Below are 12,539 nucleotides of genomic sequence, written 5' to 3' on the forward strand. Positions count from 1 at the left end.
AATTCGGACACAGAGCCATGCCATGCGCGATAATGGAGCCCGAGGTGTTGATTCGCCTCGTCAGTTCACGGGGTTCGAATCGAAATGAAATTATCTGCGCTTGCCATCGCCGCCTTCTCCACCCTCACTTTTGCCGCTGCAGCGCAGGCGGATGACAATTTTCCGGGTGCGCCCGGCGTCATTGCGCTTGGCGGCAAGTGCCAGAAGCTGGTCGTTGCCAAGTTTGATGCCACGAAGGGCTGCAAGGGAGAGCTGGCAAGTGTGACGCTCGTCAACGGCACGGTCACCTTCATCTTCACCTCTGATGGCAAGCTGTTGGGCTTCCAGGGCGACGGCAAGGGCATCAAGCCCGCATCCAATGGCCAATGCCCGCCTGCCACTCAGCCTCGTCACCACGGGCGTCGGCAACAAGATGACGGGTGAAGTGAAGGTTGCCGGCTTCTGCACCTTCGGCAATCCTTATGCCGGCAAGCCGATGGCCATCGAGTGCACGGCGGAAAGCAAGGATTCGGCCTTCACGGGCAGCTTCCGCACCAACGGCAAGGCGCCGGCACGGAAAAACGGTGGAAAATAGAGAGCGCTGGACTGACGGCCTCAGGCGCACCAGGAGCCCGAGGCAGATCCCGGCTTCCTCGCCAGGCCCTCATTGATAAGACGCGTACCGAAGGAGCGGCCGTCGCGCGAAATGACACGCGGCGCGCCACGGTCATCCACCTTGCCGGCAGCATTCATGTTGAACGGACCGGCGTTCAGCAGCGCGAGCAGACGGGATTTGGCGGCAAAGGCGATCTTCCGTTCGTCTTCACAGCGAGCGCGGTCGACATCCGGGCTCACCATATCAGCGATGATGATCTTCTCACCCTTGTACCAGAAGGTGCCGGCATCGCCGACGCAATTGATATGCTCGCCTTGCCCGCAATATCCAAAGGCGGCCTTGGCGGTTTCCGAAGAGGACGGGGCAACAGGGGAAATAGAGGCCGGCACGATCTTTGCGGTCGGCACTGGAGCCGAGGGGATCGCCGCAGGCGGCACCGGATCGTTCGTCTGCCGCGGCTTGGCGGCAGGTGCTGCGACGGCAACTTGCTTCGGTGCTTCCTTGGGTGCCTGAGGCTTGGCTTCAGCCGCTTCGCGGATAACGGCAGCCGGTTCCTTCCCTAACATCGGGCGGATGGTCTTCCAGTTGTCATAGGCGGCAATGGCGCCCACCGCGGCGATGCCGAGCACCAGCCAGGGCATCGCGCCTCCGGAGGATGAGCTGCTCTTCCTTTTTGCCGGCGCCTTGCGGCGGCCGCGTGTTGCTGTCTTGGCCATCGATCCGATTCCCTTGAACGGGCCGGATTATCGCCGCGCAATCCTTTCCGAAAGGTTGGCAAGGCATCGCCGCGGATCGCTTTCCCAAGCCGAAATTCGCCGGAAACGAAAACGCCCGGCTTGATGGCCGGGCGTCTCGTATAAATTCTGCCTGGGACTCAGCAGCCCTGCGCTGCCGAAGGTGCCGCTGCGGGCGTCTTCGCTGTTTGCCCGCTCGGCTGCACGGATGGCCTCTCGCGCTTGCCAATATCTATCCGGCGCTCCGCCGCATCACGCACGGCCTGCCATTCATATTCGTGCTGGATGAAAATATCGCGCGGCACAAGATTGATCGTCATTCGTGTCTCACCTGTTTGATGGATTGCGGAACTGGTTTTCAGCGGACCGGTTTTGCGACATGAGCATTGTCGCTTTTGATGTCGGGACCGCCCTTTGAAAGATCGCTGCCGGTCACATGCGCCGGCACGTGAATGTCGTGGATAACACCCGGCGTCAGCGTCAGGTCCACATGATGCGGCGGAAGAACCTGCGCCTTCTGCATACGATTGGGTTTCGCCCGCTTGATGCGGTCCGAGGCTTCCGTGCGCCTGTCGGGAACATGGGTCGAATTATGCATCGTCGCCCTCCTTCAAGAATTCTGAGCTGCGTTCGTCGGCTCAGCTAGGTTCTAACGGGTGAGCGCTCGCATGGTTCCAAAGAAATCGGTAACCGTGGCCCAGCCCACGTCTTGACTGGGGCAGCAACTTCACTACCTAGTGAGGCACCCGCACCTCATCCAGACATCGGTTGCGGGGGAACCCTGGTGCCGGGCCCCTCTGGCGAGAGTTTTTACGGCGCTCTCGTGATGTCGGTACCGCCTGCAAATTAGCCGGCGGATTTTTCATCGATGAAAAAGCTCACCATGCCAAACGCGCATGCCCATTGCGGTATGCGTTTTTCTGTTTTCACCTCATCTTCAAAAACGGTTTGCGGCTGCGAGGTGCAGTCATGAGCCAATCCCACAAGTCTTCGCTCGGCTATTTCCGCTGGGCCTTCATCGTCACGGCGCTCGGCCTTGCGCTCGGCGCATTTCTCGGCTGGCAATCGACCGGCACGCTGGGCGGCATGGCAACCGTCTTCTTCATCTGCAGCGTGCTAGCCGTTCTGGAGATCTCGCTCTCCTTCGACAATGCCATCGTCAACGCCAACAAGCTGAAGGAAATGACTCCGGTCTGGCAGCACAGGTTCTTGACCTGGGGCATCATCATCGCCGTCTTCGGCATGCGCATCGTCTTCCCGTTGGCGATCGTCGCCATCGCGGCCCAGATCGGTCCGTGGGAAGCGCTCGTGTTGGCGGCCCGCGAGCCGGCAGAATATGCCCGCATCATGAATGACGCGCATCTGCCGATCGCCGCCTTCGGCGGTACCTTCCTGATGATGGTCGGCCTTACCTACTTCTTCAACCATGAGAAGGAAGTCCACTGGATCGGCTCACTGGAGCGGATCATGGCGCGTTCGGCCGCGATCAAGGGCATCGAGATCGCCTTCGTGCTCCTGCTGATCCTACTCTTCTCCTCTCTCCTGGAGGGTGAAGACGCGACCACCTTCGTCTACTGCGCCATCTACGGTCTCGTGACCTTCCTGGTGGTCGAAGTCATCGGCGGTCTCCTCGACGCATCGCAGCGCGCGATGAGCGAAGCGGCAAAGGGTGGCCTCGGCGCCTTCATCTATCTGGAAGTTCTGGATGCCAGCTTCTCCTTCGATGGCGTCATCGGCGCCTTCGCACTGACGCAGAATCTCTTCATCATCGCCATCGGTCTCGGCATCGGCGCCATGTATGTGCGCTCGATGACGATCATGCTGGTGGAGAAGGGAACGCTTGCCGAATACCGCTACCTGGAACACGGCGCCTTCTACGCGATCCTGATCCTCTCGGTGATCATGTATGTGCAGACCTTGACGCACATACCCGAGGTCATTACCGGCCTTGGCGGCGCTGCCCTCATCGGCATCTCGCTCTGGTCCTCGATCCGCTACAACAGACAGGAGCGACAGAAGGAAGCGCATATGCCCGAACGGGAGCGCCTTCACGCCTGATAAGCAAAAGCCGCTGCGGTCTGGCGCTGCGGCTCGGATAGTCCAAAAACAAAGCCCGCGACCACCGGTTGCGGGCTCATTCATTCAATATCTGATTTGGCATTCAATCTGCGCATTCGGCACGTCTTACCGGATGACACGGCCGAAGCTTACCGGATCGATACCGAGTTCTTGCAGGTCGCGTGCGCGCGGCTTGCGGCCACCTTCGACAGCGGCGCTGACTGCGTTTGCGGCACCAAGCGCTGCAAAGGCGCGGGCCAGGAAACCATTGTGGATCGACTTTCTGAAAGCGGACATCTTCTTTTCCTCTCGCTCTTTCGTTGACCTTTCCTAGATGGGAAAATCCGCATGCACTCACAACGCGCAAGAAATCACCGCTGCCATGCAAAAAGCGCATATTTCTTTCGCCGGCAAATGAAAAACAGTCCGGGAAACGTTACTACAAATCCAATTTTATCATTCGATTTCAATCATATGATTGGAGAGGACAGCGGATTTCAGCCGGAAAAAAATTGTTCAACGCCAAAAGAAAGGCCGGCCATGTTGCCACGGCCGGCCTGAATTAGGGGTCAGGTCGTCTTTTTGTTTTAGTCTTCATTTGCCGCGAGCTGAGAGAGAACCTGGCCGCGGCCACGCAATCTCAGGATCAGCGGGATGAGGAAGGCGGCAGCCGCCACGATCAGCAGGCCGCAGGCGATCGGCGACATGACAAGCGTCGTCACATCGCCCTGGCTGATTGATAGCGCACGGCGAAGCTGCTGCTCGGCCAGCGGCCCGAGAATGAGACCGACGACGGCAGGCGCGATCGGATAGCCGAAGATCCGCATGACATAACCGAGAACGCCAAAGCCGAGCAGCATGCCGAGTTCGAAGACCGAGGGGTTGGCGCCGATCGTGCCGAGCGTGGCAAACAGCAGGATGCCGGCGTAAAGCCACGGTTTCGGGACCGTCAGCAGGCGGACCCAGAGGCCGATCATCGGCAGGTTCAACACCAGCAGCATCGCATTGGCGATGAGCAGGCTGGCGATGAGACCCCAGACGAGCTGTGGGTTGGTGGCAAACAGCAGCGGTCCCGGCTGCAGACCATATTGCTGGAAGCCAGCGAGCATGATCGCCGCCGTCGCCGATGTCGGCAGACCGAGCGTCAGGAGCGGCACCAGAGTGCCGGCAGCCGAAGCATTGTTGGCAGCCTCCGGACCGGCAACGCCTTCAATCGCGCCATGACCGAATTCCTCCGGGTTCTTCGAAAGACGCTTTTCGGTGGCATAGGAAAGGAACGTGCCGATTTCAGCACCGCCCGCCGGCATGGCGCCGATCGGGAAGCCGATGATCGTGCCGCGCAGCCAGGGCTTCCAGGAACGCGCCCAGTCCTGCGCATTCATCCAGAGCGAGCCGCGTACCGCCTCCACCTTGTCTTCGCCGCGCTTCCCCTGGGCGGCGATATAGAGTGTCTCGCCAATCGCGAACATCGCAACGGCAAGCGTCGTCACCTCAATACCGTCGAGCAGATCGGGAATGCCGAAGGACAGGCGAGCCTGACCCGTCTGCTGGTCTATGCCGACCATGGCGAGCGCGAAGCCGATGAAGAGCGAGGTGAGACCGCGCAGTGCCGAATCCCCGAAGGCCGAGGAGACGGTGACGAAGGCAAGCACCATCAGTGCAAAATATTCGCGCGGACCGAAAACCAGTGCCAGTTTGACGATGTAAGGCGCCACGAAAGCAAGGCCCAGCGTGGCGATAAGGCCGGCGACGAACGAGCCGATGGCCGCTGTCGCCAGCGCAGGTCCGCCGCGCCCTGCTCGCGCCATCTTGTTGCCTTCGAGCGCGGTGACGATCGAGGCGCTTTCACCCGGTGTGTTCAGGAGGATCGACGTGGTCGAGCCGCCATACATGCCGCCGTAATAGATACCGGCGAACATGATGAGCGAGCCGCCCGGGTCGAGCTTGTAGGTGGCAGGAAGAAGCAGCGCGACCGTCAGCGCCGGGCCGATTCCCGGCAGCACGCCGACGGCGGTGCCGAGGGTTACGCCGATGAGGGCGTAAAGCAGGTTGATCGGCTGCGCAGCAACCAGAATGCCCTGCCAGAGGAATTCGAATGTGCTCATGGTTTTTTCCCAAGCGGCGGCTCCTGAGGGGGCACAGGACCATCCGCGCAAAAAGCAACGAAACTGAGAGCGCCCGGTGCGAGGCGAGCGCTATCAGAAGAACAGGTGTTCGAGCGGCCCGGCCGGCAGCGAGAGCTGCAGGAGCTGCGAGAAGATCGTCCAGACAATGAAACTCATGATGATGCCGATAGGCAGCGAGAACCAGATCTGGCGCTTGCCGAAACCGCGCGCGGTGAGTGCAAAGAGTACGCCCGTCGCAATCGAGAAACCGGCGGTGCGCAGGAGCAGCATCTGTCCGGCAAGGCCCGCCACAACCCAGATGACTGGCGCCACTTCCTGATGTTCGCGTTCCGGAAAATCGCCGCGCCAGGCTTCGAAAGCCGTCCAGATGCCAAGACAGAAGAGGCCGAGTGCTACGACTTTCGGCACTGTCGACGGTCCGATGCGGTCATACTGCGCGATCGTCTTCAGATGCGAGGCATCCCAGAAGACCACGACGGCGACCACGATGAGGAAAGGGGCAATGATCAGCGCCGCCCAATCGGGGCGGCGCTTCGTTGCCGATGAGGTATCGGCTTCACTCATTGAACGAGACCGATATCTTTGAGAATGCCCGCGGTAGCCGAGACATCCTTTTCGAGCTGCGCCTTGAACTCGTCGCCTGCAAGGTAGGTGTCGGCCCAGCCCTTGGTCTTCAGGGTTTCCTGCCAGGCGGCAGACTTGTGCAGCTTGTCGAAGTCAGCCGCAATCGAGGCGACTTCTTCATCGGTCAGGCCCGGAGCGGCGGCAACCATGCGCCAGTTCTGGATGGAAACGTCGGTACCGGCTTCCTTGAAGGTCGGTGCATCGACGCCGTCGATGCGGGCATCGCTGGAAACGCCGAGCAGACGCAGCGTGCCGGCTTTCACCTGAGATTCGAATTCGCTGTAGCTCGAAATGCCAGCTGTGACCTGGCCGCCGAGGATAGCGGCGAGTGCTTCGCCGCCGCCCGAGAAGGCGACATAGTTGATCTTGGTCGGATCGACTCCGGAAGCTTTGGCGATCAGACCAACGGCGATGTGGTCCGTGCCGCCGGCAGAACCGCCGCCCCAGGAAACGGCGCCGGGATCGGCCTTCAGCTTGGTGACGAGATCGGCGAGCGTCTTGATGTCGGACGCGGCGGGAACGACGACAGCTTCATACTCGCCGGTCAGGCGAGCGATCGGGGTGACATCCTTCAGCGTGACGACCGACTTGTTGGTCAGCAGCGCGCCAACCATGACGTAGCCGCCGACGATCAGAGCGTTCGGATTGCCTGCGCTCTGGCTGCTGAATTGCGCAAGACCGATGGAGCCGCCGGCGCCGGGTACGTTCTGAACCTGAACGCTCTTGGAAATACCTTCCTGCTGCAGCACCGTCTGCAGTGAGCGAGCCGTCTGGTCCCAGCCGCCGCCGGGCGCTGCGGGAGCGATGATGGTGTAATCGGCGGCGTAGGCCGGCAGCGCAATAGCCGCTGCCAAAAGAGTTGCGATGAAAGTGTGCTTCACGATGTGTCCTCCGTACTGCGGCTGAGCGAACCGCCTGTGCTATTTTTTGAAAATGAGGAGAGATCACCGATCGGTGGACGCAATTGTCCTGATAGCGAGCGGAAGTCCTCCCGGAATTCTTCAACTCTCCGCCTCCACGGAGAAGAAGTAGCCCAAGCCATCATATGAAGCTGTCATTTAGCTGACATCCTCGGGATATCCAGTGCGGCAGGACACTTTTTTGCCGCAATTCGGCTACCTTCGCGCGAAAGACGGCAGCACTTACCCAGGGCAGGCATATGACTAGTACATTGTCTGTACTGGACGCCAGCTGGCACATGGCGGATACTTTGGCGCGGGGGACGATCGGAAGGCAAATGGCGGATGATCCTAGGCCGATTGCCATCCCGAGGCACGCTCCGCCTGCGAGCCGACCTGGAGCACTTCAAGAAACCGGTCGAAGGCTGCGCTCAAAACCTGAATTAGGCGAAACCGGCGAACGATCGCGGCAATGGCCCATCCTCGCCGATACGAGGGGAAACATGCCATGCAAACCACAGGACATGCCACAGCTCAACCCGCGCCGGATCTCGCCGCGCTGAAGTCGCGTCAGCAGTCGGCCTGGGCATCCGGAGACTATTCCGTCATCGGCGCCCGGCTGCAGATCGTCGGCGAGAATCTATGCGAGGCCCTCGACCTGCGTTCCGGCGAAAAGGTTCTCGATATTGCTGCCGGCAACGGCAATGCGACGCTTGCTGCTGCGCGTCGCTGGGCCGAGGTGACCTCGACCGACTACGTTCCTGAACTTCTGGAGCGCGGCCGAGAGCGGGCGATAGCAAACGGCCTGGCGGTGAACTTCCAGCAGGCCGACGCGGAAGCATTGCCCTTCAAGGATGCAAGCTTCGATGTCGTCGTCTCCACGTTCGGCGTCATGTTCACGCCGGATCAGGACAAGGCGGCAAAGGAAATGCTGCGAGTCTCCCGGCGCGGCGGGCGCATCGGCATGGCCAACTGGACGCCGGAGAGCTTCATCGGCCAGGTCTTCAAGACGATAGGCAAGCATATTCCGCCCATGCCGGGCGTCAGGTCGCCTGCACTCTGGGGTACGAAGGCCCGGCTGGAGGAAATGTTCGGCGGCCAGGCCGGCATCAAGGCAACGTCGCGGATGTATAATTTCCGCTATCGCTCGCCGGCACACTGGCTGGAGGTTTTCCGCACCTGGTATGGTCCCGTCTACAAGGCTTTCGAGGCTCTGCCGCAGCCGGGAAAGACGGCTCTCGAGGAGGACTTCCTCGCGCTCATCGCACGCTTCAACCGCGCCAAGGATGGCACCATGGTCGTGCCGGCGGAATATCTGGAAGTGGTGATTCACAAAGGCTGATTGCTGCGGTTATGGCAGCATCGATGCGAAAAGGTGAGGTTTGCGGCAAGCGAACTTCGCCCCTTGCCATTACCGGCGCTGCCAAGCGGCGGCACCGGCGAGCGGGTTCCTATTGCGTCCGCAGCACCTCATTCCAGTGCGCAATCAGCCGGGCGCGTTTCACCTGGTCGAGATAGACCATGAGACCGGGGCTGACCGGCACCGGACGCAACTGTGCGCCGAGCAGTTCCTGCAAGGTATTGGCGGTGTTCTCGCCGGCAACTTCCGGGCTGACGGCCGGTATCTGCAACTCGCGCGCCATGATCGTCTGGCCCTCCTTCGACATGAAGAAGGCAAGGTATCGCCGCCCGAGTTCCGGTTCGGCGGCCGCCTGCGGCACCAGGCCGATACGTGACATCACGACCGTATAGTCCTTCGGCAACACGATGCCGACATCAGGATGACGCGAAGCCCAATCGGCCGCATAGGAACCGAGAATATTGTAGCCGAGCACGAAGCGCCCGTCGGCGACCCGCTCGAGGATCGCCGAACTCGTGGAGTAGAGTTTCACGCCGGCCGCGCCCATCGCACCGATCACCGACCAGATGTCGCCGAACTGCTCCTGATCGCGCGCCATGAACAAAAAGCCCACGCCGGAACGTTCGATGTCATAAGTCCCGATCCGTCCATAGACTTCATTGCCCTTGCGCTTGAGGTAATCGACGAATTCTGCTCGCGAGCTCGGGACAGATTCATGAACGAAGCTCGGCTTGTGATAAACGAAGACGGCCGGTTCGAAGGTCAATGCATAGGCCGTGTTGCGCCAGTTCGCCCATTTCGGCCATTGGGCGCTCATCGGCAGATCGCTCACCTGCGCATAGCCGTCATTCGAAAGCTTTACCTGCAGGTCCATTGCAGAGGAGAAGGCGAAGTCCGCCGTCTTGTGACCTGCATCTGTCTCCTTGACGATACGGTCGTATATATCTCCTGTCAGCATGTCCTCATATTTGACCGCCACATCCGGATTGGCGTCCTGAAAGCCGGCGATCATGGGCTGGGCCAGCGGCTCGTCGAGCGAGGAATAGACGGTCAGCACCGGCGCGCCGGCATTGCCCGACCTCGCCGGATAGAAGACCTGATCCGCGACCGCAAAGCCGGGCACCAGGCACAAAAACAGAATAAAAACGCTCCTCATCGAGAAAGAATGCCCGAGCTGGACAGGCCAGACAAGGGGCCGTTTCCAACGGCCATTACCAGGCTTCAAAGCTCACGCTCGAAGAACAGCAGGATCGGCTTCAGATCATCGGGAATGTCGTAATAGGCGTCTCGCTCGCGAAAACCCAGGCGGCGATAGAGCTTCTGGGCAGCGACCTGCCGATGGCCGGTATCGAGCCGCATCATCCGGTAGCCATCCTTCTTGGCCTGGGCAAGGGACGCCTCACAGAGTGCCTGCGCCGCCCCGCTGCCACGTGCCAGATCGGAAACGAAGAGCCGCTTCATCTCCGATACGCCCGGCGCGATCTCATGCTGCATCACGCAGCCGACAATCTCTCCATCCAGCCGCGCCAGGAACATTGCGCCCTGTGGTCTTGCGTGGATCTTCGGCAAATCGGCGAGCATCGCCTCGAATTTTTCCGGGCTGTAGTAAAGTTCGATCTGTGCCCGCTCGTCCGGATAATTGTCGTAGAGCCATTGTCGGAAGGCCCGGCTGAGATGCCGAACAGCATCGATCTCTTCAGGGCCTTCCACCAGTGCGACCGACAGATTCCCCATCTGCAAAGCCTCCCCGAGCTTCTCTCTTGTATTTATCATGACAGGCTGCGCCCCGCCATCGGCATGTCGGCGCATCGAGACTGGTCAACGGCGTCGCAGTGGATCCGGCTCACGACATGTGGAGCGTTTCTTCCCTCGGCAGTTTGCTGCCGCGGCGCGTGAGTTTCTACGCACCACTCTCCATTCACCAATTACCAGAATCGCTGTGACATCGGGCTGCCGTCCCTGATAAACTCCCTCAAAAATTCGAGGGAAACATCCGTTGCGCATCCTGCTGACCGAAGACAATATCGCGCTGGCCGACGGCCTGTCGGCGATCTTGCGTGGTACGGGACATGCCGTGGATGTCGTCCATGACGGAGCCTCGGCCAACGCCGTGATTGCAGCCGAAAATTTCGATCTCGTCATTCTTGACCTGAACCTGCCTGAGATGGACGGGCTCGATGTGCTGCGCGCCATGCGCGCTCGCGGCAGCAGGGCTGCGGTGCTTATCCTGACAGCCCGCGGCTCCCCGGAAGAACGCGTCAAAGGGTTGGATCTCGGCGCTGACGACTACCTTATAAAGCCCTTCGACATTGCCGAATTCGAGGCGCGCGTCCGCGTGCTCCTGCGTCGCCAGGCCGGGCTGCATTCCTCGACCGTCAGCTTCGGGGCGATCTCGCTCGACCTCAACTCCCGCGCTTTTTCGGCCGGTACCACTCCGCTCGATATTCCAGCCCGCGAGCTCGGCCTTCTGGAAATCCTCTTCATGCGTGCTGGCAAGGTCGTCGCCAAGGAAGCAATCATGCAGTCGCTGACCGCTTTCGATGACGACATTTCGTCCAATGCCATCGAGCAATATGTCAGCCGGCTGCGGAAAAGGCTCTCGCCGCACGGCCTGACGGTCAAGACCGCACGCGGCATCGGCTATTACCTCGACAAACTGCCCGAGGCCTCATGACGGCTGCCTATTCGCTCCGGCGCCGACTGCTTTTCTGGCTGCTTGTCTCGACCGCTGTCATCGGCACGCTGGCGCTTGCCGATACCTGGCGCGAGGCCGTGCAGACATCGAATATCGTTTCTGACCGCGTGCTCGCCGGCTCGGCACTGGCGATTGCCGAACGCGTGGTCGTCGCCGAAGACGGCACGCTCGAGGTCGACATTCCCTATGTCGCGCTGGAGATGCTCACCTCGGCAGCGCAGGACCGTGTCTTCTACCGTGTCGACGGCCCGCCCGGAACGTTCATCACCGGATATCAGGCGCTTCCGGTATTGAAGGAAACGCAGGGCGATACCGCCGCCTTCGCCGACGACATCTTCCGTGGCGAGCCGATCCGCGTCGCGACCTTGGGACGATCCGCCTCGACCGGCATCCGCTCCGTGCCGTTCGTTGTCACCGTCGCAGAAACGACCATCGCCCGCCGTCAGCTCGCCCAGGCGATCCTCGTGCGCTCGGCCCTGCGTCTCGCTGTCATGATTGCCGGTGCTGCCGTCATCGTCTGGATCTCTGTCACGGTGGCACTGCGACCGCTCCACAAGCTTGGCGATGCTATCGGCGAACGCAGCCCCGACGACCTGCACCCGATCGAACAATCCGTGCCGAGCGAGGTGCAGCCGCTCGTCGATACCGTCAACTCCTTCATGGTGCGCCTGCAATCGGCCCTCGATGCGCTGCGCAATTTCACCGGCAATGCCAGCCATCAGCTGCGCACGCCGCTTGCCATCATCCGCACGCAGCTTGCCCTCTCCGTTCGCTCCACCTCGCTGGATGAGGCACAGCACGCTGCCCTCAAGGGCGATCAGGCGGTCGCCCATGCCGAGCGTATCCTTGCGCAGCTTCTGCTCATGGCCAAGATCGATGCCGCCACCGCCAAGGAAGCGCTGACAGCCTCGGCCATCGATCTCACCGCCATCGCCCAGGAGATCACCGGCGAGCAGATCCCGCGTGCTGCCGAAGCCGGCATCGATCTCGGCTTCGAGGGTGAAGGCCCTGCCATGATCCGCGCCGAACCGCTGCTGATCGGCGAAATGCTGCGCAATCTTGCGGGCAACGCCATTGCCTATGCCGGCCAGGGCGCAGAAGTGACCGTGCGTATCCTTGAAGATGCCGAGACGGTGCGGCTGGAGGTCGAGGACAACGGCCCGGGCATTCCACCCGAAAAGCTCGAAGCGGTCAGAAAGCGTTTCTCCCGCGGAAATGAATCCGGTGCGCCCGGCGCCGGTCTCGGCCTGCCGATCGTTGAGGAAATCGCCAATCTTTTCAACGCAAGACTGACACTCATCCCCGGCCGCGGCGGCAGGGGCTTGAAGGCGTCGGTGACCTTCAACAGAGCTGCCTGAACGTCATCCCCGCGTTAACCTTTCTGCCTTGCATTCTTTCGCTGCATTGCACACACTGGCCTTGGGAACAGCTAAGCCGATCAACGGCGC

General features: G+C 61.0%; 13 protein-coding genes and 1 pseudogene. 5 read left to right on the plus strand and 9 right to left on the minus strand.

Annotation, left to right across the window (positions count from 1 at the left end):
• Nucleotides 1-84: 84 nt before the first annotated feature.
• Nucleotides 85-574 (plus strand): annotated as a pseudogene (locus FHT93_RS29145) (hypothetical protein).
• Nucleotides 575-594: 20 nt separating this feature from the next.
• Here the strand turns inward: FHT93_RS29145 and FHT93_RS29150 are convergent.
• The 3 genes from FHT93_RS29150 to FHT93_RS29160 all read right to left on the minus strand — a co-directional run bounded on the left by FHT93_RS29150 (nucleotide 595) and on the right by FHT93_RS29160 (nucleotide 1,927).
• Nucleotides 595-1,311, minus strand: a complete 717-nt coding sequence (locus tag FHT93_RS29150; protein ID WP_183850725.1) for a hypothetical protein — start codon at nucleotides 1,309-1,311, stop codon at nucleotides 595-597.
• A 158-nt stretch (nucleotides 1,312-1,469) separates the two neighbouring features.
• Entirely contained in the window at nucleotides 1,470-1,649 is a 180-nt protein-coding gene (locus FHT93_RS29155; RefSeq protein ID WP_113015503.1) for a hypothetical protein, read from the minus strand.
• A gap of 38 nt (nucleotides 1,650-1,687) precedes the next feature.
• Nucleotides 1,688-1,927: a hypothetical protein gene (locus tag FHT93_RS29160; protein WP_112544165.1), complete on the minus strand. Its 240-nt coding sequence runs from the start codon at nucleotides 1,925-1,927 to the stop codon at nucleotides 1,688-1,690.
• 371 nt (nucleotides 1,928-2,298) lie between these two features.
• Between FHT93_RS29160 and FHT93_RS29165 the strand changes: the two genes are divergently transcribed.
• The gene (locus FHT93_RS29165) at nucleotides 2,299-3,387 is read left to right on the plus strand and encodes a DUF475 domain-containing protein (protein ID WP_113015501.1); all 1,089 of its coding nucleotides are present in this window, start codon (nucleotides 2,299-2,301) and stop codon (nucleotides 3,385-3,387) included.
• 126 nt (nucleotides 3,388-3,513) lie between these two features.
• Here FHT93_RS29165 and FHT93_RS29170 read toward each other — a convergent pair whose 3' ends face one another.
• From FHT93_RS29170 to FHT93_RS29185, 4 genes are all read right to left on the minus strand, one after another.
• Nucleotides 3,514-3,684: a hypothetical protein gene (locus FHT93_RS29170; RefSeq protein WP_007822797.1), complete on the minus strand. Its 171-nt coding sequence runs from the start codon at nucleotides 3,682-3,684 to the stop codon at nucleotides 3,514-3,516.
• A 290-nt stretch (nucleotides 3,685-3,974) separates the two neighbouring features.
• A complete protein-coding gene (locus FHT93_RS29175) occupies nucleotides 3,975-5,492 on the minus strand; it encodes a tripartite tricarboxylate transporter permease (protein WP_112544168.1) in 1,518 nt (505 codons plus the stop codon).
• Nucleotides 5,493-5,585: 93 nt separating this feature from the next.
• Nucleotides 5,586-6,077 (minus strand): tripartite tricarboxylate transporter TctB family protein, encoded by a 492-nt coding sequence (locus FHT93_RS29180; RefSeq protein ID WP_112968781.1) that lies wholly within the window; start codon nucleotides 6,075-6,077, stop codon nucleotides 5,586-5,588.
• Complete coding sequence (locus FHT93_RS29185) at nucleotides 6,074-7,018, minus strand: tripartite tricarboxylate transporter substrate binding protein (protein ID WP_112544171.1); 945 nt, start codon at nucleotides 7,016-7,018, stop codon at nucleotides 6,074-6,076. Before FHT93_RS29185 ends, FHT93_RS29180 begins: the two co-directional genes overlap by 4 nt.
• Before the next feature lie 526 nt (nucleotides 7,019-7,544).
• On the opposite strand from FHT93_RS29185, the gene FHT93_RS29190 reads away from it, so the two are divergent.
• Nucleotides 7,545-8,378 carry a class I SAM-dependent methyltransferase gene (locus tag FHT93_RS29190; RefSeq protein ID WP_183850727.1) on the plus strand — a complete coding sequence of 278 codons (834 nt, stop codon included), beginning with the start codon at nucleotides 7,545-7,547 and terminating at the stop codon, nucleotides 8,376-8,378.
• A gap of 109 nt (nucleotides 8,379-8,487) precedes the next feature.
• Here FHT93_RS29190 and FHT93_RS29195 read toward each other — a convergent pair whose 3' ends face one another.
• Nucleotides 8,488-9,552 carry an ABC transporter substrate-binding protein gene (locus FHT93_RS29195; protein WP_183850729.1) on the minus strand — a complete coding sequence of 355 codons (1,065 nt, stop codon included), beginning with the start codon at nucleotides 9,550-9,552 and terminating at the stop codon, nucleotides 8,488-8,490.
• Nucleotides 9,553-9,617: 65 nt separating this feature from the next.
• Nucleotides 9,618-10,130 carry a GNAT family N-acetyltransferase gene (locus FHT93_RS29200; RefSeq protein ID WP_183850730.1) on the minus strand — a complete coding sequence of 171 codons (513 nt, stop codon included), beginning with the start codon at nucleotides 10,128-10,130 and terminating at the stop codon, nucleotides 9,618-9,620.
• A 262-nt stretch (nucleotides 10,131-10,392) separates the two neighbouring features.
• Here FHT93_RS29200 and FHT93_RS29205 point away from each other — a divergent pair, with 262 nt between their 5' ends.
• Both FHT93_RS29205 and FHT93_RS29210 read left to right on the plus strand, forming a co-directional pair.
• Complete coding sequence (locus tag FHT93_RS29205) at nucleotides 10,393-11,070, plus strand: response regulator transcription factor (RefSeq protein WP_113015499.1); 678 nt, start codon at nucleotides 10,393-10,395, stop codon at nucleotides 11,068-11,070.
• Nucleotides 11,067-12,449 carry a sensor histidine kinase gene (locus FHT93_RS29210; protein ID WP_183850732.1) on the plus strand — a complete coding sequence of 461 codons (1,383 nt, stop codon included), beginning with the start codon at nucleotides 11,067-11,069 and terminating at the stop codon, nucleotides 12,447-12,449. The genes FHT93_RS29205 and FHT93_RS29210 overlap by 4 nt, the downstream gene beginning before the upstream one ends.
• The last annotated feature ends 90 nt before the right edge of the window (nucleotides 12,450-12,539 follow it).

The sequence above is a fragment of the Rhizobium sp. BK379 genome, assembly GCF_014193955.1.
Lineage (GTDB): Bacteria > Pseudomonadota > Alphaproteobacteria > Rhizobiales > Rhizobiaceae > Rhizobium.